Here is a 19,926-nt window from a genome sequence, read left to right as displayed (position 1 = left end):
CGTATTTTAGTGCCGTGCTAGACAGTTTTAAAAATCATATAGAAAGTAAGTTTCCCAATCTTAAGAAAGAGGTATTTATTCTGGCCGTCAGTGGCGGGGTAGACAGTGTAGTTTTAGCACGACTTTGTGCTTCCTGCAAAATGGATTTTGTATTGGCGCATTGTAATTTTCATCTACGAGGTGAAGAAAGCAATAAGGATGAGGTGTTCGTAAGGGAATTAGCCGCTGAATTGAAGAAAAACTTGCACGTAACTCATTTTGCTACAAATGATTATGCCGATAAAAATAAATTATCAGTTCAATTAGCAGCCAGAGACCTTCGCTATACTTGGTTTGTGGAATTGATGAAGGACCATAACATAAAAACCTTGGTCACAGCTCATCATGCAGATGATAATCTGGAGACATTTCTAATCAACTTGTCCAGAGGAACTGGAATTGAAGGGTTGATTGGAATTCCAGCTAAGACAGAGACTATTTCTAGGCCGCTCCTTACTTTTTCTCGGGACGAGATTATGGCTTATGCCAAAGAACATAGGTTACTATGGAGGGAAGATGCCAGCAATAAGGATACGAAATATCTAAGAAATAATATTCGCCATACTATTGTCCCACATTTGAAAGAATTACACCCTACTTTTTTGGATAACTTTTTAAAGACACAGCAGCATTTATCAGATACCTTAGAAATTACCCAAGTCTATTTAAAAGACCTTAAGAAAAGGCTTTTTCATTTTGAAAACGGACAGGAAAAAGTCAAGGCTGCATCACTTTTGGCCCTAAAGCCCACCAAAAGCCATCTATTCCATTTTTTTAGAGATTATGGATTTACACAATGGGATGATATATATGGTCTTTTAACAGCGAATAGTGGGAAAGAAGTGCATTCTCCAACACATCGCCTGCTTAAGGATAGGGAGTTTTTGTTGTTACAAAAAAACACTTCGGAAGATGATTATACTTACGAAATAACGGAAGATCAGCTCGGAATAACAAGTCCCATACCCGTAAAAATTACGAAGGTGAATGAAATTGGGAAAATTTCCCAAAATATTCTGTATGTAGACAAAGAAAAGTTAAAATACCCCTTAACTATCAGGAAAAGAGAAAAAGGGGACTATTTTTGCCCACTTGGGATGGTAGGTAAGAAAAAATTGTCCAAATATTTTAAGGACGAGAAATTAGATACCTTTTCCAAGGAAAATCAGTGGTTACTGTGTTCCGGAAACCAAATTGTTTGGGTGATAGGGAAACGTGCTGACGATCGATTTAAAATAACGCAGTCAACAAAAATAATAGTAAAGTTTAGTCTGGAATAATGAGAAAATTAGCGGTAGTACTTATTTTTATATTCGGAATATTTTTGGGCCATGCCCAATCAGACGATAATCCGACCGTTTGGACCTATGAGACGGAAAAAATAACCGATACGGAATACAATTTGATCATTAAGGCCGACATCTTTGAAGGTTGGCATATCTATTCACAGTTTACAGATGAAAACGGCTCACTGCCAAGTGAACTTAGCTTTGTAAAAGTCGGGGAAGATTATGAATTGGTGGGACCCACCACAGAAAGTGAAACCCGAACAGAATATTCAGATATTTTTGAAGTGGAAGAAACCTTTTTTAAGGATGAAGCCATCTTTACCCAAAAAATTAAAATTTTAAATCCAGAGGTCACCCAGGTAGAAGTAGGGATGTTTTATCAAATCTGTAAGGAAGTCTGTATTCCCAAAGATGAAGTTTTTTATATTTCCCTTACCGGGGAAGAAGTAGTGGTTGTAGAAAAGGAGATAGATGAACGCAGTAAGGAGCTAAGTGCTGCGCTTATAGTGGATCTTAAGAACAAAGAGCTGTTGGTTGAAGGCGATAGGGACCATGTGGATGAAAAGACGGGAATGTGGGTCATTTTCGGATTGGGTTTCCTAGGAGGCTTAATTGCATTATTGACTCCATGTGTATTTCCTATGATTCCGCTTACCGTGTCCTTTTTCACCAAACAATCTGGCAATAAATCCAAGGGAATTGCCAACGCGTTATTGTATGGCTTTTTTATTATCTTAATATACTTTTTATTGAGCCTGCCTTTTCATCTTTTCGATTCGGTAGATTCACAGATTCTAAATACCATTGCGACTAATATCTGGCTAAACATTGCCTTCTTTGTCATATTTGTATTCTTCGCCTTCTCCTTTTTTGGATATTATGAACTGACCTTACCAAGCTCATGGGCCAATAAAATGGATTCCGCTTCTTCAAAAGTAGGCGGGGGGATCGGTATATTCTTTATGGCAGTAACCTTGGCGATTGTATCCTTCTCTTGTACCGGACCTATTTTAGGCGGATTACTGGGAAGTACGGCCTTGGCTGACGGTGATGTGGCTACCAATCTTACGATTGGAATGCTAGGTTTTGGAGTTGCTCTGGCCTTGCCATTTGGATTGTTTGCCTTATTCCCAGCATGGTTAAATTCCTTGCCAAAATCTGGGGGATGGATGACCACAGTAAAAGTTACCTTGGGCTTTTTGGAACTGGCTCTCGCATTTAAATTTTTGTCCAACGCCGATCTAGTGGGTAACTGGGGGATATTTAAAAGAGAGATATTTCTTGGGGTCTGGATCTTATTGTTTGTATTGCTGACCCTTTATCTATTCGGAATTCTAAGATTCCCCCATGATGGTCCAAAACAAAAATTATCCACAGGGAGAAAAATCACTGGCTTTTTATCCGCCGCATTCGCCATATATCTTATTTTAGGAGTTGCAAAAATCACCAACCTAAAATTATTGAGTGGTTTTCCACCACCAGATTTTTATAGTGTTGTAGCCCAGAAGAGCGACTGCCCATTGGGGATTGATTGCTTTAAAGATTTTGACAAAGGGGTGGCCCATGCAAAAAAGGTAAACAAGCCTATTTTATTGGATTTCACAGGATGGGCCTGCGTCAATTGCCGAAAAATGGAGGAAAACGTATGGAGCGAACCGGATATATTTCCCATAATAAATGAAGAGTATGTTTTAATTTCTTTATATATCGATGATCGAAAGGAGCTTCCAGAAAACGAACAGTTTAATTTTAAATATGAGTCGGGCAGAGTGAAGGAAATTTCTACCATAGGTGAAAAATGGGGTACCTTCCAAACCCTAAATTTCAATGCGGCATCACAACCTTACTATGTGCTGCTCTCGCCAGATTTAGAGGTGTTGAATCCAGCAGTGCAATACACAGATAGAGATACTTATAAGGAATGGCTTAAAACAGGAGTTTCCAATTTTAGGAGGTTATCCATTTTAAAATAGGCAGAAGGAGTTTTGTGGTAAATCTACGGATACTTCTAAAAATAACCCATCCTTATATATAGAACTTCAGATCATGAAAATCTTGAGGAAAGTTAATGGTATACTTGTGATATCAAGTAATTGTAAACTAAGTGATTGTACATCGCTATCGAAATGATTACTACAATCATAAACCATTGGTCCCCAACACGGAAATAGCGTTCAATATTTAGTTACGAGAGGTGTTTCATACCTAAAAAAGGACATAAACTTCAAGTGCAGGTACACAGCAATTTGTTCCCTGTATCAACCTTAATCCGCAAACTTATGTCGACAATATATTTAAGCCCAAGGAGACGGATTTTAAAAAGCAGACACACAGGGTCTACAACAATGTTACAGTGGAATATACCGATTACAACTATAATTTAGGTCTATTATCATTGAATTTTAAGATGCAAAAAAGCACTTTCAAAAGTGCTTTTTTTATCAGCAGATTTAATCTACCTTTAGCTATTAATCTACGCTGGTGAGGATATTCAAGAAACTGATTTGGGGCATTGTTGGCTTGCTACTTGTTTTGGCAATTATTATTGCCATCGGTATATTTTTACTTTCTCCAACTTATTCTGGGGAAATGGAACTTTCTCAATTAAACAATAAAGTAGATGTCTATTATGACAATTATGGTATTCCACATATTTATGCCCAAGAGGAAGAGGATGCCTATAGGAGTCTAGGGTATGTACATGCTCAAGACCGACTTTGGCAAATGGAATTGATGCGAAGGATCGCAGCAGGGAAACTTTCCCAAGTATTCGGAGAAGATTTAGTGAATACGGATAAGTTTTTCCTATCCTTGGGGATTGATGATGCCTCCCAAAAAACGGTGGATCAATTGGATCTTAATGCACCCATGGTGCGACTCTCCCAAGCCTATTTGGACGGAATAAACCAATTTATGGATAATGGTCCAACCCCAGTAGAGTTTTACCTCACAGGAATAGAAAAAAGACACTTTACCACCAAGGATATCTATAATACAGTTGGTTATATGGCATTTAGTTTTGCCATGGCCCATAAAACGGATCCCTTATTAACCAACATTAAGAACAAGCTTGGAAAGGAGTATTTAAATGATCTTCAAATCGATGTAGATTCCAATACCACCAGAATAAGAAATAATAAGCCTTCACTAAGAGATACGTTGAGGAATCAAGTGGCAGAAATGGTTCACCATGTACTGAACAAATTACCATTACCACAATTTGAAGGGAGTAACAGCTGGGTAATTGCCCCATTAAAAACTAAAAATGGGAAAGTTATTTTAGCCAATGACCCACATATTGGTTTTGCTCAACCAGCGGTATGGTATGAAGCCCATCTGAGCACCCCTAATTATGAAAAATATGGATATCATTTGGCAGGAGTTCCTTTCCCCTTGTTGGGACACGATAGGAAATTGGCCTATGGCATCACTATGTTTGAAAACGATGATATAGATTTCTATTATGAGGAAGAAAACCCCTCCGATCCTTCAAGCTATAAGACCCCCACTGGATGGGCCAAATATGAGGTGGTTACCAAAACCATTAAGGTGAAGGATGGCGAAGACGTATCCTTTTCGTATAAAAAAACCGCACATGGCCCCATTTTAAATGGAATTTTAGAAGAGGTAAGCGGGGATCGGCCCATTGCAATGTCTTGGATTTATACCAAATTGGAGAATAAAGTGTTGGATGCACTTTATGAAATTACACATGCCCAAAATCTATCGGAATTCCAAGTGGCACTTCCCAAGATACATGCCCCTGGACTGAATTTAATGTATGGAGATGCTGTAGGTAATATAGCTTGGTTTGCCGCTGCAAAACTCTATAAAATGCCAGATAGTACCCACACCAAATTTATACTTGATGGTAGTACGGGAAAAGATGAGCCACTTGGTTATTTGGATTTTTCGGAAAACCCCATGGCCATTAATCCTCCTTGGAATTATGTGTATTCCGCTAATAACCAACCAGATTCTATAGCCGGAATGTTGTATCCTGGATACTATCTACCGGAAAATCGTGCAAAGCGAATTGTAAAGCTTTTGGAACCAAAGGACGATTGGACAAGTGAAGATGTTGAAAAAATGCTAATGGATGGTGTATCTGATATAAATGCAGAAATAGTAACCGATTTGGCTAAATTGATGGATGTTTCCCAACTGAATAAATCACAGATAACGGCCTTGGACAAAATAAGCTCTTGGAAAGGCGAGAACGAAATAGATAGTATAGCTCCCACAATATATCACAGGTGGATCTATGCCCTACTAAAAAACACCTTTGAGGACGAGTTAGGGCCAGAAATGTTCCAACAATTACTGAGCACCCATTTACATAAGCGAATGATTGCCCCAATGGCCAAAAAAGAAAATTCTATTTGGTGGGATGATATTAACACTTCTGATACCGTAGAAAGCAAGGCCAACAGAGTAAACCATGCCTTTAAATCTGCATTAATGTCCTTGGAATCCGACTTTGGAACCAAGAAAATGAATTGGAGCTGGGGTAGGGTACATACCTTGGAACATGAACATCCCATCGGGCAGATTAAAGCGCTAAGATCATTTTTTAATGTGGGTCCCTTTCCTATAGGAGCAACTAGGGAAGTAATTAATAATATGGCCTTTGGGTATAATGAAACTGGAAAGTATTCAGTAACATCCGGCCCTTCCACTAGACGGGTAATCGATTTTTCAGACATAGAACACAGTACCAGTATTCTACCTACGGGGCAATCTGGGAACCCTTTTAGCAAACATTATGAAGATCAGGCTAAAATGTTCAATAGGGGTGAGTTCAGAAAAATGATGATGAATAAGGCAGAAATTATCAGTACTAAAAGATCGCTTCTCACCTTAAGTCCACAAAAATAATTCTTAACTAAAAGGATGGTTTAGTATATGCTTCTATGGGACAAGCAAACTAAGCGTATTATCCTATGGAAACCCAAAAACCTTACGCAATCCTTTTGTCAATGCTGATTTCTAGGTCATTGTAAATAATTATTACGGTGATTCACGTAACTTTTGGTGGACTAATTCGACCTAAAATGTTTAAATTACTTACATTTAGGTAAAATAGAACGGTATGCTTACAAAGGTTTACGGGAGTGCGGTCTTTGGCGTGGAGGCTACAACAATTATAGTAGAGGTGAACATTGCCAAGGGAGTAGGATATCATTTGGTGGGTTTGCCAGACAACGCCATAAAGGAAAGTAACTACCGTATTGCCGCAGCATTACTAAACAATGGATACCGGATACCTGGAAATAAAATCACCATCAATATGGCGCCAGCAGACCTTAGGAAAGAAGGTTCTGCCTATGATTTAACCCTGGCATTGGGCATTTTAACCGCCTCTGGGCAGATAAAATCGGAATCTATGGAGAACTACATTATCATGGGTGAACTCTCCTTAGACGGTAGCTTACAACCTATAAAAGGGGCACTGCCCATCGCTATTAAGGCTAAGGAAGAAGGGTTTAAAGGGTTTATACTCCCCAAGGAAAATGCCAGAGAAGCCGCTATAGTAGAAGGCTTGGAGGTATATGGTATAGAAAATATTATAGAAGTAATTTCTTTTTTCGATAAAGGAACTCCATTAGATCAAACCATTATAGATACCAAGGCCGAATTCTATAAAACCTTGGATTTCCCGGAGCACGATTTTTCAGATGTGAAAGGGCAAGAAAGTATTAAACGTTGTATGGAGATCGCTGCTGCTGGGGGTCATAATATTATTCTTATCGGTCCCCCTGGGGCCGGAAAGACTATGCTAGCCAAGCGGTTGCCATCTATCTTACCTCCAATGACCATTCAAGAAGCCTTAGAAACCACCAAAATTCACAGTGTTGTAGGGAAGGTCAAGAATATGGGACTAATGAACCAAAGACCTTTCCGGAGCCCTCATCATACTATAAGCGATGTTGCCTTGGTCGGCGGTGGCGCCTACCCACAGCCTGGGGAGATTTCCCTCTCCCATAATGGCGTATTATTCTTGGACGAGCTGCCCGAATTTAAGAGGGGCGTGCTAGAAGTAATGCGCCAGCCCTTGGAAGATCGGGAAGTAACCATTTCTAGAGCCCGTTTTACGGTAACCTATCCCAGTAGTTTTATGTTGGTAGCCAGTATGAACCCCAGTCCTGGGGGCTATTTCAACGATCCCGATGCCCCGGTCACTTCTTCCCCTGCAGAAATGCAGCGATATCTGAGCAAGATTTCTGGGCCTTTGCTAGACCGAATCGATATCCATATAGAAGTAACACCTGTTCCCTTCGAGAAATTATCCGAGGATCGGAAAGGGGAGGGTAGTGTAGCGATCAGAGAGCGTGTAACGGCGGCTAGAGAAGTACAGACCCTGCGTTTTGCTGATACGGACACCGTACATTACAATGCTCAAATGAATACCAAACAGATCAGGAAACATTGTAAAATGGACGATGCCTCCAAGGAATTACTAAAAAATGCAATGGAACGCTTAAACCTTTCTGCCCGTGCCTATGATAGGATCCTAAAAGTAGCCAGAACCATTGCCGATCTGGAAAACGTGCCCGAAGTGACCGGAAATCATATTGGAGAGGCCATCCAATATAGGAGTTTGGATAGAGAGGGCTGGTTGGGGTAGTAATCAGTAAAGTTGGTCCTGAAACATTAGAAGGAACGAACCATGAAAGATGGGTCGTTTATTATAAAGATATTGATGTTACACTTGAAACTAATAAATCAACAAACATGGTCCAAAAAGCCAAAAAAGGAAGAAATCCAAAAGACGATACGTGGGCTAAATAATTTATAAACCTTATAATAAGTACTTAATATAAAACATATACCTTACTAATATTTGAATATTCAAGCCTTTACTAGCGAGCGTGACACGCCTATCCGCCATTCAGGCAGGCTCGTACTATCAGTGGGTTTTCTTAAGCTAAAAACTATTAGTTAATAGTCTTGTACCAGTACCTCGGTTGGAATATGTAAAATCGTGTTGAGTTTTCTTATCATATCCAAGTTGAGTTTGCGTTTTTTGTTTAGAATCTCGCTAACCCTGCTCTTAAAACCAACAACCTCTGCTAAATCTTTTTGTTTCATTCCCATCTGCTCCATTCGGAATTTAATTGCTTCAATAGGGTCCGGCATTCCGATCGGGAAATTCTCGTTTTCATAACGATCGATCAGAATAGATAAGATTTCGAGCTCGTCACCATGTTCGGTATCTTTTTTTGCATCAAAAATTAGTTCGAGCCTTTCCAGAGCATTCTGATAATCCTTTTCGTTTCTGATAGGTGTAATTTTCATCTTAAATTTCGTTTGCGTTTATCTTGTCATATTCTGCATGGGTTCCGACAAAGCGAATCCAGCAAATTTGGTACTCGAAATTGACCTTTACGATTAGCCGGTATTTGTTTCCTTTTATATTAAAAACAATCCGGTTGTCGTTCAATATGCTGGCGCTCGGATAATTTTTTTTTAATTCGTTCAAGTTCTTAAATTCCGATTTTTCAGTCTCCCTGTACCAAGCTGTCAATTGCTGTTCGCTATCTGTGTGCTTCGTCCAAAAGTCCCTCAATGTCCGTTTTGCAATTACCCTCAAAATATGTTCTTTAAGGTAAAGATATGAAAAAGTTACCAATATGGTAACTTTTTTAATAATTCTTATTTTGCGTCTGGCCAACACATTAGAAAGAATTCCAAATGTGCCTCATGTACGTAGTCGAAGCGATCCAATAAAGAAGTTTGGATAGGGAAGGCTGGTTGGGGTAGTAATTTAATGTAACAATTTTTTAATGTATCAATATTCCAATGTATTAATGTAACAATTTGCTAATTTGAAAATGAGGAAATTTGATAATGCTAATCTAATAGCAGAACCGGATGAATAATATATCTAACAATGAAACTACCTAGTAAGCCAATCAGCGGAGTTTTGATATAGAAGAATTGAATAGCCATGGTCTTTAGTCCAAGCTTGTCCCGTGGATTCATTACTCACGCTAGCTGGGGCGAACAGATATCAGGCTCTGGCATAAAATCACTGCACCACTTTTAAGGTAGAATACCCTAAACTTCCTTTTTCTAACTGTATTTGTGTTGTGATACGCTCTTTTAAAGCCCCTACGTGCGAGATTACTCCAACCGATTTATCGCCTTCATTTTGCATTTTTTCCAATATCGTAATTGCTTGATCCAGGGTTTCAGGATCCAACGTTCCAAACCCTTCATCGATAAAGAGCGATTCTATCTTTACATTTCTAGCGGCAATATCCGATAGCGCAAAGGCCATTGCTAAACTGACCAAAAAGGTCTCACCACCAGATAAGGTGCGTACAGAGCGACGGGCATTTCCCATATACTTATCAAACACCTTTAGGGTATCGCTTTTTTCAGCCTCATCTGCCGTGGGAATATCTAGTAGATATCGATCGCTAAATTCTGAAAGTCGTTTATTGGCATACCCTATAAGTTGCTCCAAAGTAAGATCTTGCACAAAATTCGAGAATTTATTGCCCGTGGCATCCCCTATTAAATCGTTCATGGTTTTCCAAAGCGACAAATCTTTCTTTAGGAGGTTTATTTCGTCCTGTACTTTTTGTTGGCGTTGCTTAGCTTTTCCATCATCTTCCAAGCTTTGGGTGATTTTACCAATAGTTACGGAAAGTGTATCCCAACCTGACTTTGCTTCATTGAAAAGCGTAGTTAATGCTTCAAATGAATGTGCAGGGTCATCCTTCTCCGTTAATTCGGTTAAGACTTTTTTCAGGGAGTTTTCTTTTTCAGATATTCTTGTATTTAGTTCCTTGAGTTCATTTTCACGCTTCCTGATTTTACTGGCACGCTCTTCAGGTAGTATAGCTGTCCGCAGGGCTTGTATGTTTTCTAAGTGTTCATTTGCAACAATACGATGAAGCTCCTCTTCCTTTATTATTTTTTGTTCCGAATTTACTTTTAGTTTTCCTGCACTTGCTTTTAACTGCTCATCAATAGAAGAAATAGATGTAACGGAACGGGTAATGGAAGAAGATAAAATATTGACCTTTCCATTAATATCTGGCCCGTCAAAAAGGGCTGTTCGCTCTCGTTTAACGCTATTATAAGTTGTTAGCGCCAACTCCCACTGTTTTAAACTTTTTTCCAAATCCTTTAAAATGGAATCTGCTTGAAATGCCTGCTTGGACTTTTCCATTTTTTGAATACGGCGGTTTAAATTGAGTCGATGGATTTTTAGCGTTTCTAAACCCTCCTTATAATCCCACTTTAGTTGGTCGGAAAGTTTTGTTAGTATTTCCAACTGCTGGGCCTCCTCTTCTTTAAGGGATGCTATTGCCGTGTTTATGTCGTTTATTTCTTTTGTCTGGAATTTATTTTTAGCATTTAAAGTGATAAGGTAATCCGACTTTGTTTGGAGCGACTTCTTTTTTTCTTTAACCAACTCCTCCTTAGTGTCAAAATGAGGCACTTCGGTAGCATAGGGATGAACTAGAGAACCGCAAAGCGGACAAGGTTGCTCTGGGTCTAATTGCACGCGATATTCCTCCAAGCTTTGGTGCTTGAGTTGTTGCGCTAAGGCTTTCTCCAGATTTTCTACCTCCTTTGTTCCTTGTAGCACCTCTTTTCCTAAAGATGCTATCGTATTGGCATCTTTACCCAGCTGTTCTTGAGACAGTTTTAATTTGTTTAACTGAGTTTTATGGTTTTGTTGAAGCTTCTCAAATTGTTCTTTACTAGCGAGAAGTTCCCCAGCCTTTTCATTTAAAAGACGGTGATTCTCCAATTCCAAATTCAAGTTTTCCAGAGAATTTGAACCAGAATGCTCTATGGTTTCCTGAACTGTTTTGCGGTTTGCCTCAACTTGTGGTTTAAACAGTTCGGGTTGGTCAGCCATGGGCAATGGGTACCCCAACTGATTTATATTCTTGACATAGCTATTGAGTTGACTTAAGAATAAAGAGGCCTCACTTTGCTTCTTTTTCTCCTCCGCTTGAAGTTGCACAATTTTATTTCGGAAAGTGTCCAGTTTTTCGTTGGCTGTCTTAACATCCACCTTTTCTTTAAGGAGCTTATCGGCTGCTTCTAAATAAGAATTTAGTTGGTTTTCTGCTTCCGATTTAGACTTTCCGAGTCGATCGTTGTCCTCCTTAAGTTGACTCACTTGCTTGCTTACCCCATCATAATCTGCTAAGATTACTCCGTATTTTGCCAGTTTATCATGCAGCTCCAACTGGCCTTTAAAAGGGTTGAAAACAGCCCAGTCCTTTTTTAATTGAAGCTGTTGTGTCTGCAGTTCTTTTTGTTCACCTAGTTTTTTCTGAAGCTCTTTTCTGTTGGTTATTTTTTCTGAGGCAGTTTGATAGGCCTTTTCTGTTTTGGGCTTTGAATCTGTTAATAATTTTAGTTCGGTTTTCTTTTCTGCAATCTGCTCAGCGGTTAGCAACTCAATGGTTTCCAGTCCTGCTTCTTTAAGTGCTATATTCTTTTCCACCTGTTTATAACGGAAATAGACTGTCCTACCTATTTCGCGATAGGAGCGAGCCCCAGTAATGTCTTCCAATAGCTTATTGCGTTCGTTTCTCGGGGCCTGCAGTAACTTACTGAATTCTCCCTGCGACAGCACCATGGCTTTTACAAACTGCTCATAGCTAAGGCCAATGATCTCCTGGTTTTTATCGGGAGTCTTGGTGCCAGCTTCGAGAATTTGATTGGTAGCGACTTCCACCAATTCCTGTTTACGAGCGTTTAAATTGTTGTTCCTGTTGCGTTCTATGGACCAGTAGCTGCGATAATCCTTGCCATTAACACGATATTCTACCTCGGCATAGCAATGCCTCATATTGCGGGTCATTATGCCGCCATCGTCCTCCAAAATAGAATTGCTTACCGCCTTGTCCACTCTGGCAATCCGATTGTAAAGCGCAAGAGTAATTACATCCAGTAAGGTGGACTTACCAGCTCCGGTTGGCCCGGTAATGGCGAAAAGTCCTGCTTCGTCTAGGATACCATCGCCAAAATCTACCTGGTGCTCCCCTTTTAAGGAGTGAATGTTTTCAAATCTAATTTTTAGAATTTTCATGGACTATAATTTCAATTCTTCCAAAATTTCACGAAAAGCGTTCTTTAATTCTTCTGTGTTTTCCAAGTCGCTCTGTAGCTCCAATTTTTTTTCGAACATCTGCATGGGGGTAACATCTGCTACATCGGTACCCACAGCAAAGGCATCACTGGCACCACGAATCTTGCTCTTAAAATTGAGTCTCGATTTAACAATTTCGATATTCGCATTGGGTTGTGAATTGGTAAGCTCGTCAAAAGCTTGACGCTTCTCCAAACTTTCGTGCTCCTCATTTACGATTATCTCGGCTAGGGATGTCAAAGTGGTTACTTCTAAATAAGCATTTAATTTGTCTTCTACTTCTTGTAAACAACCCTCAAAAGTGACTAGGTTTCTGTGCTTGGGAAGGGGAACGATGTCTACATTGACAATTTTATTATCTTCTACCGTAATCACATTAATTTGCTTGTGATCTTCTTTTTCGGAAAAGCTCAATGGAATTGGAGATCCACAATAATGGATATTTAGTGCTTCCGAAATAACCTGAGGTTTGTGAATATGACCGAGGGCCACATAATGTGGGATTTCCCCAAACATATTGGCCTCCACTCCAGCTTGATTCCCAATCTGTATATCGCGCTCACTTTCTGAAAGTTCGCTGCCCTGCACATATAAATGGCCCATCAAGATAAACACCTGATCGGCATGGTGCTGACTGTAGTAGGTAGTTACATTTGAAAAATAAGTTCGTAATCCCGATTTAATCTGTTCAATTTTAGTGGCATAGCTTTCCCCTGCGGCGGACTTGCGGATATCGCGATCCTTGAGGAAGGGAATGGCAGCCACCACTAATTTTTCATTGGCTTTTTCTACGCTTACAAACATATCGCTCAACGCTTCTGTGGCACCACCAATTACGCTGATATCAAAGGCTTTTAGCAGTTCGGCAGGTGCATTTAATACCGTTGCGGAATCGTGGTTCCCACCGGTAAGTATAATTTTACAATCCAGGGTTATAAGATTTTTCAATAAATCATAATACTGTTTATAGGCTGATTGGGAAGGATTTGCCTGATCAAAAATATCCCCTGACACCATAAGGACATCAATGTTTTCGGTTTTGATATAGGTTATTAGCCATGTAAAAAACAACTCAAGATCCTCAGAAAGATCGTATTTATGAAGTTGTTTCCCGATATGCCAGTCGGACGTATGAAGGATTTTCATGCAATTGGTTTATTTAAGATAGTAAAATTACAAGAAAATAGTCCAAAGCCGAATACCATGTATGGTATTGTAAGTAGTTATTTTCTTTTATTCAATTCGGATGTAATTAAATCAACTAATTCCTTAAATCCTATTTTAAATGCATTAGTAGATATTTTAATTGGGGAACCATATTTTTAAGATTGGTTGCAACAGGCTGTACTAGAGAGACGCCTGTCTGTTGACATGGCCTGCCTGCCGATATAGGCAGGCTTGCACTAGCGGGGGCTCACGCCGTGATACAATAGAACTCATTCGCTGGCGTGAGCGTCACGGTCGTGCCGTGGATCTTTTTTTAGTGCGAAAGTCACTCTTGTGTGCAGATACAGGCCAGCTCGCACTAGAGAAAGAGGCCTTCATTATGGTTATTTGGATAAAGAGGGCTGTTTAGGATTAGTTGTAGGGCTTAAAGTACGAGGGTGATGCTCGATTTACCGAGAAAGGCAGATTAGCGTTAGCCCGGGGAAGTTCACTTCATCAATTGATAGCGGAGTCATCCACTCGATACTGCGTTCGTATTATTTTTACCACGGACCACTCCGTGTAATATTGAGAAATTTTCCGTTTTCTAATCGATATGCACCACCATAACCAACGAACCATAGCCTGTCTTCCTGATCGCTATAAATTTTAAAAATTACTGGTCCTTTATTGTCTTCTGATTTTTGGTATTCAATAATTTTTTTTCCATCATAAACATATAAATTATGCTGATTAGAAGTAAACCAAATATTTCCCTTTTTATCCTCAGCAATACTGCCTATCCCTTTACCAACTTCAATGTTATCTTTTGTAATATTGGTTAGTTCCTTTCCTCTGAGACGGAATAAATCCTTTTTTGTTGAAATCCATAATACACCTTTTTTATCTTCAAATACTTCATTTACAAAATTGGTTTGAATGTCAACTTTGTCAGAGACGTCAATTAGTTTATTATTAGAGTATGATAACAACCCGGCATTGGAGCTAAGCCATAATGTACCCTTACTATCTTCCACGATACTATGAACCATTTTGGAGCTAGATACCCCGAGAGTTGCATCAATTTTTCCTTTAGGTAATTTGAAATTTATAAACTCATGCCCATTATATACACAAACACCTGCTATTGTTCCAATCCAAATATTTCCATTAGTGTCTGCAGTAATACACCAAACATCATTGTTTATTAAACCATCAGATTCATAATAATTGGTAACTAACTCTCCATCAATGCTACTTATGCCGCCTGTATGTCCAAGCCATATTCTGCCATCTTTGTCTTCCGTAATGTCTTTTATTGTAACCCCTTTGCCTGATTCATTTTTAATCCTATCAATGTGAATTAATGACTTCCCGTTAAGTCTAAACGCTCCGTTTTGACTTCCAAACCAAATATCTCCTCTACTGTCTTGAAATATTGTTCGGACAACTTGACTTATTTGATTGTTAACAAATGGAGACTGAAAGGAAGTTTGAGTACTTTGATTATTAGATTGTTTGTCTTCCAAATTTGAATCATGAGATACTTTTTCCTTTTCTGTAATTACTTTTTTTATAACACTCTTTTTCTCTTGTTCCTTACAAGAATGCACAATAACACAAAGAGTAATTACTATAAATAATTTCATGTTGTCAAATGGTGTTTTCACTATTCCCATTGATCCCTTATTTGTTGACGTAAGACTCTTGCCTAAAACGAACAGAGAAAGGCATTCATCCATGGCCTATCAGCGGTCGGATTACTTCTTAGTTATTAGCCACTGGCTTTCCCTTTCAAATATGTTTCGGGTGTAAATATGGCTAGTTTGCTTTTTTTTAAATCGTTTATGTTTCTTGTCAGGATAATCTTTATTTTTCCGTTCTCCACGGCCGAAAAATTTTGTAAAGCATCCTCAAAATCTTTAAAATCGGAGTTAAGTGAGTTTAAGACAACCTTCTTATCCATTTTGACAATATCGATTATTGTTAGAAGTTGCTTTATTTTTTCAATTATTACTTCGTGCTTGGCTACTTTATTAAGCAAATAATAAATGTTAGAAATTATTACAGGGGTTATAAATCCGTTTAGCTTTTTCTCTTCGCAGAGATTAAGGATTTCAGTGGCATATTCAGCGAAGGGTTCTCGGTCAAAAAAGAAGTCCAATAGTACATCCGTGTCGATTAGAACATTGTCCATTTATAAATATTTTTTATCCAATCGATTTCTAAGCTCTTTCTTGTAGTCCATTTGTTTATTTGTTTTAAAGGATCCCTTCAATGATTTTACAACAGGATTAAGCGGTTTCCCGATATCTTCACGATCTTCTTTGGTAATAATTTTCAAATAGTTTTCGATAATATCCGTCAAGCTGCGATTTTGTTCTTTAGCATATTTTTTCGCACGTTCAATTATTTCTCGTTCGATTGTTAAGGTGAGCTTAGTATTCATAACATTTCTTCTTGGGTTCCACAGAAATTAAAGATAATTATTTTTCACACGTGTAATATTAAATAATTTAACACGTGTGTATGGCTTTTGGAAAACAATCGGGTAAAAGGAACTAGCACCTGTGCTACCCATATAATCCTCAAAATTCAACCCATCAAAGTAACAAAATACTATAATCCACCTTCCATAGCGCAAAAAATCCTTCAACAATTGTAAGTGGAGGAGCGGGTGAGATCCTTAATAGGAAAGTAGTTTTTTTGAACTAACCATAAAAGCAACCGTGTGTATCCTCCTTAATGATTTCGATAATTTTTTCTATATGTGTCGATTTCGGAAAGGGGTTGTAAAGCACCCATTTTCCGCTTGCACGCATCCAATATAAATTCCATTCTTGTCTCAACTTATAGAATCTAATTTTCGCATATTCATTATGCTGTATTTCTTTTGGATTGCTCCAAACAGGTCTAATTTCATAAAGTATTACAACCTTTCCGTCATAAGAATACCCAAAATCGAGTTGCGCACGAATTTCTGGGTCGTCCGGACGTAAGGATTCGATATACTTTTTTATAGTCGATTCGTTGATGTCGATTGTTGTGTTTTTCATTCAGTCAAAATATTGTTTTAGCTTCTTCCTAATGGTAATTATAAACCCGCCTTTCACTGGTGTTTATAATGGTTGGTTTATATCTAATTTCTAACTTCAGAAAGCGCTTCAAATTCGCTTCTTTTATCTTCCCGCCATTCGTTCATGGCATCAGAATCAGAGGTTTTCATTAAATCTCGCATTTTATGCATGGCCTCTACATGTGCTTTGTCATTTTTTTGAAACATTTCCATTCCGTGACTTTTACTCATTTCTTCAATTTCATCAAAAGTATTTGCATGGAACTCTTTATCGCAAGCCCCTCCCAGTTGTTTACAAGTCATTGTTTTCATTTTTCTGTGTTTTAATTCGATTAATTACAGTCAACGGGGGTGCCTCAAAAGGTTACAATATACCAAAATTTATGCTACTACTTAGCTTCCATGGACCACAAACCCTACTGTAAAGCCATTGTGATTTTTATAGGTTGCCAGTTTTATAATAGTTGTTATTCCTTAAAATCTGTTTGGTTAATATTTTTTTACATCTAAATACTTATAAATTTGCTTTAAGTGTTTCTACAAACCAATAAGGTGTTTATGGAGAAGAAGGAAAATGGAGATAAAAGGATAAAGAAACCATGGCCAACCAAAGAGGCCATGGAACAGGTGTATGAACGGAAACTTTGGGGGGATAATAAAACCGATTTTTATTCTGGTGAGGGATCGCATCATCCTGAAATAGTAACTCCATATATAACTACTTTAACCTCATTTTTAACTTCTTTTGAAAGTCCGCTTGTGGTTTGTGATCTAGGGTGTGGCGATTTTAATATCGGAAAACAATTGGTGAAGTATACTAAGAAATATGTCGCTGTAGATATTGTTACAGACCTTATAGCAAATAATAAAGAGAGATATCAAGAAGAAAATCTCGAATTCCTTTGTTCGGATATCGCATTGGATGATTTGCCTACTGGCGATTGTGCTTTGTTACGGCAAGTACTCCAACATGTATCCAATGCTGAAGTGCAACGTATACTGGATAAATTAACGGACTATAAATATGTTATCCTTACAGAACATCTACCTACTGGCGATTTTGTCCCCAATAAAGAGATTATTTCGGGACAAGGAACTCGACTAAAAAAGCAAAGTGGCATAAACGTATTAGCACCACCCTTCAATTTTACGGTAAAAGAGGAAAAACAGTTGTTTTCTGTGGTTTCAAATGAAGGCAAAGGGGTAATAGTAACTACACTTTATAAATTATAAGCTCCATTATAGTGTCACCCAGGGTTCTATTCTAAGAGATATCCTTGGTTTAGCTATGGGCAGAAATTTGAACCGTTATAGAAGTCTTTTACTTCAGGACAAGCCATGAGGCATTGGACGGAAACTACCGATAAAAATTCGACGCCCGCCTAAACGGGCAGGCAAGAGTCGGAGCATTCAAATCTCACTTAGTGTGTAAATATTTTCGTAAACCTTTGAGGAAATTCATCTTTTATATAGACTTGTTTATTTGTAAATGGATGTATAAAACTCAAGGAATAGGCATGTAAATACAAACCCTTGCCCCTTAAAATTAAATTTTCAATTCCATATGTTGTGTCTCCAAGTATCGGATTATCAATTCTGGATAGATGTTTACGCAATTGATGCCTCCTGCCTGTTTGCGGGTACAATGCCACCAAATTTAGTTTGCCAAACCGTATAGAGGTAACGGATTCGGATAAGGAATAATTCGATTGTGACTTCTTACCATCAATTTCTGAAGTAATTTGCCCATGATCGTTCATTTCACCAATAGTAACTGCAAAATAGGTTTTCTCCACCTTTTTGTCTTCAAACATTTTATTTAACGCGCGAATACTACTATTCGTTTTTCCAATCAATAAAATACCTGTGGTTGCATAATCTAATCGATGAACTGGCTGTGGTTTTGTAGCATCAGGAAGATTACTTGGTTGAACGTTTTGGCCCAAGGCATTGGCGATAGTTTTAAAACTATTCCCACTGACTAAAATTCCCGCAGGTTTATGGATTACAGCTAAATGTTCATCTTCAAATAACACGTTAAGTAGAAAAACCAGTTTTTTATTCGGACTCACCTCCTTAGGAATGGATAAACTTATTCGCTCACCGCCCTGTATTAATGTAGCCGTAGTAGCAACAACATTATTAACCGTAATGAATTTTTTCTTTATTACTTTTTTTAGTGCCGATTTCGTTAAGGCTGCAATGAAAATTCCAACACCGTATTCCTGTAATCGAATTGGTGAAGGTAGGATGGGAACAATATGTGTTTCAGTAGAATTGATTATGTATTTAATTTTTTGTTATCTGTTCTAGCAAAATTAACCTTGTGTTTGTTATATCCATAGTTTACGTAACAATATATCAAAATAAATAATTTTACTTCGCAAAGGGCCCTGCTACTATAGCATAAATGTTCGTTGGGCTTATCAAGAAAAAAGATCGTTAGATTATTATTTGGAGTAGGCTAGGGTTAGACCCAGCCTGTATGCGTGATGCATCCATCAGCGGGGGGGAGGGTTAGCCATATTGTAGCAGCTAAAGTACTTTTGGTGATATTCCCTCGGAGAACTAGGTTTGTTGGAAAGAAATAGTATTACCTCCATGAGCAGCCACATACTATTCTCAGAGTTCTCTTTTTATTTCGCAAGGATTTCCAAATGCCAGAACATTATCAGGAATACTTTTTGTGACTATACTTCCGGCACCAATGGTTACATTATTACCAATGGTTACACCAGGGAATATCACAGAATTACCACCAATCCAAACATTGTCGCCAATTGATACAGGTTTCGATGAAGTCAGATAACGAGAATCGGTCCCTTTTGTAATTATTCGTTCCGATGCTTTTAAAGGATGGTTCGCAGTATATATTTGTACATAAGGAGCAATTAATCCGTTTTTTCCAATGGTTATTTTATTGTTGTCCAGAAACATACAATTCGTATTGACGAATGTGTTTTCTCCAATTGAAATATTCTCTCCATAATCGCAGAAAAATGGCGTTTCAATCCAAACGCCCGACCCTCTATATTCGAACAGTTCGGTTAAAATTTGTTCTCTTTGTTGCGTTAATTCTGAATCGAGATAATTGTACTCTTTCAATAATTTTCGTGCCTTATGGTACATTTTTAACAATTCCGAATCTCTGGAATCGTAATAATCTCCAAATAGCATTTTCTCTTTTTCTGTCACATGACTCTTTTTTTCTTAATAAATGGTAGCTATTGGCTCAAATGAATTAGTAT

Annotated in this window: 16 protein-coding genes; 5 read left to right on the top strand and 11 right to left on the bottom strand. The window is 38.3% G+C overall.

The window, feature by feature from the left end; translation table 11 throughout:
* Positions 1-14: 14 nt before the first annotated feature.
* The 4 genes from tilS to KCTC52924_RS16465 all read left to right on the top strand — a co-directional run bounded on the left by tilS (position 15) and on the right by KCTC52924_RS16465 (position 7,956).
* Entirely contained in the window at positions 15-1,319 is a 1,305-nt protein-coding gene (gene tilS, locus KCTC52924_RS16480; protein ID WP_251805856.1) for a tRNA lysidine(34) synthetase TilS, read from the top strand.
* Entirely contained in the window at positions 1,319-3,301 is a 1,983-nt protein-coding gene (locus KCTC52924_RS16475; protein ID WP_251805855.1) for a thioredoxin family protein, read from the top strand. Before tilS ends, KCTC52924_RS16475 begins: the two co-directional genes overlap by 1 nt.
* Before the next feature lie 508 nt (positions 3,302-3,809).
* Positions 3,810-6,206: a penicillin acylase family protein gene (locus tag KCTC52924_RS16470; RefSeq protein ID WP_251805854.1), complete on the top strand. Its 2,397-nt coding sequence runs from the start codon at positions 3,810-3,812 to the stop codon at positions 6,204-6,206.
* A gap of 214 nt (positions 6,207-6,420) precedes the next feature.
* The gene (locus tag KCTC52924_RS16465; protein WP_251805853.1) at positions 6,421-7,956 is read left to right on the top strand and encodes a YifB family Mg chelatase-like AAA ATPase; all 1,536 of its coding nucleotides are present in this window, start codon (positions 6,421-6,423) and stop codon (positions 7,954-7,956) included.
* A 314-nt stretch (positions 7,957-8,270) separates the two neighbouring features.
* Here KCTC52924_RS16465 and KCTC52924_RS16460 read toward each other — a convergent pair whose 3' ends face one another.
* The 9 genes from KCTC52924_RS16460 to KCTC52924_RS16420 form a co-directional block, all read right to left on the bottom strand.
* A complete protein-coding gene (locus KCTC52924_RS16460) occupies positions 8,271-8,627 on the bottom strand; it encodes a type II toxin-antitoxin system HigA family antitoxin (protein WP_251805852.1) in 357 nt (118 codons plus the stop codon).
* Position 8,628: 1 nt separating this feature from the next.
* Positions 8,629-8,922 (bottom strand): type II toxin-antitoxin system HigB family toxin, encoded by a 294-nt coding sequence (locus KCTC52924_RS16455; RefSeq protein WP_251805851.1) that lies wholly within the window; start codon positions 8,920-8,922, stop codon positions 8,629-8,631.
* Between the two features lie 438 nt (positions 8,923-9,360).
* On the bottom strand, positions 9,361-12,396 hold the full coding sequence (locus tag KCTC52924_RS16450; RefSeq protein ID WP_251805850.1) for an AAA family ATPase: 3,036 nt from the start codon (positions 12,394-12,396) through the stop codon (positions 9,361-9,363).
* Between the two features lie 3 nt (positions 12,397-12,399).
* Positions 12,400-13,602 (bottom strand): exonuclease subunit SbcD, encoded by a 1,203-nt coding sequence (locus KCTC52924_RS16445; protein ID WP_251805849.1) that lies wholly within the window; start codon positions 13,600-13,602, stop codon positions 12,400-12,402.
* A gap of 563 nt (positions 13,603-14,165) precedes the next feature.
* The gene (locus tag KCTC52924_RS16440) at positions 14,166-15,281 is read right to left on the bottom strand and encodes a two-component regulator propeller domain-containing protein (protein WP_251805848.1); all 1,116 of its coding nucleotides are present in this window, start codon (positions 15,279-15,281) and stop codon (positions 14,166-14,168) included.
* Positions 15,282-15,376: 95 nt separating this feature from the next.
* Positions 15,377-15,799, bottom strand: coding sequence for a PIN domain-containing protein (locus tag KCTC52924_RS16435; RefSeq protein ID WP_251805847.1), 423 nt, complete (start codon positions 15,797-15,799; stop codon positions 15,377-15,379).
* Entirely contained in the window at positions 15,800-16,051 is a 252-nt protein-coding gene (locus tag KCTC52924_RS16430) for a DUF6364 family protein (RefSeq protein WP_251805846.1), read from the bottom strand.
* Between the two features lie 262 nt (positions 16,052-16,313).
* Complete coding sequence (locus KCTC52924_RS16425) at positions 16,314-16,658, bottom strand: DUF3024 domain-containing protein (protein ID WP_251805845.1); 345 nt, start codon at positions 16,656-16,658, stop codon at positions 16,314-16,316.
* A gap of 83 nt (positions 16,659-16,741) precedes the next feature.
* Positions 16,742-16,990: a DUF1059 domain-containing protein gene (locus tag KCTC52924_RS16420; RefSeq protein WP_251805844.1), complete on the bottom strand. Its 249-nt coding sequence runs from the start codon at positions 16,988-16,990 to the stop codon at positions 16,742-16,744.
* A gap of 246 nt (positions 16,991-17,236) precedes the next feature.
* On the opposite strand from KCTC52924_RS16420, the gene KCTC52924_RS16415 reads away from it, so the two are divergent.
* Positions 17,237-17,911, top strand: coding sequence for a methyltransferase domain-containing protein (locus KCTC52924_RS16415; RefSeq protein ID WP_251805843.1), 675 nt, complete (start codon positions 17,237-17,239; stop codon positions 17,909-17,911).
* A gap of 188 nt (positions 17,912-18,099) precedes the next feature.
* On the opposite strand, the gene KCTC52924_RS16410 is transcribed toward KCTC52924_RS16415, so the two are convergent.
* Both KCTC52924_RS16410 and KCTC52924_RS16405 read right to left on the bottom strand, forming a co-directional pair.
* Positions 18,100-18,750 (bottom strand): RluA family pseudouridine synthase, encoded by a 651-nt coding sequence (locus KCTC52924_RS16410; RefSeq protein WP_353057439.1) that lies wholly within the window; start codon positions 18,748-18,750, stop codon positions 18,100-18,102.
* Between the two features lie 550 nt (positions 18,751-19,300).
* Positions 19,301-19,873: a sugar O-acetyltransferase gene (locus tag KCTC52924_RS16405; RefSeq protein ID WP_251805842.1), complete on the bottom strand. Its 573-nt coding sequence runs from the start codon at positions 19,871-19,873 to the stop codon at positions 19,301-19,303.
* Positions 19,874-19,926: the final 53 nt, after the last annotated feature.

It is taken from the genome of Arenibacter antarcticus (genome assembly GCF_041320605.1).
Taxonomy (GTDB): domain Bacteria; phylum Bacteroidota; class Bacteroidia; order Flavobacteriales; family Flavobacteriaceae; genus Arenibacter; species Arenibacter antarcticus.
The sequence above is the reverse complement of the archived record's forward strand: the minus strand, read 5'-3'. Positions and strand labels throughout refer to the sequence as shown.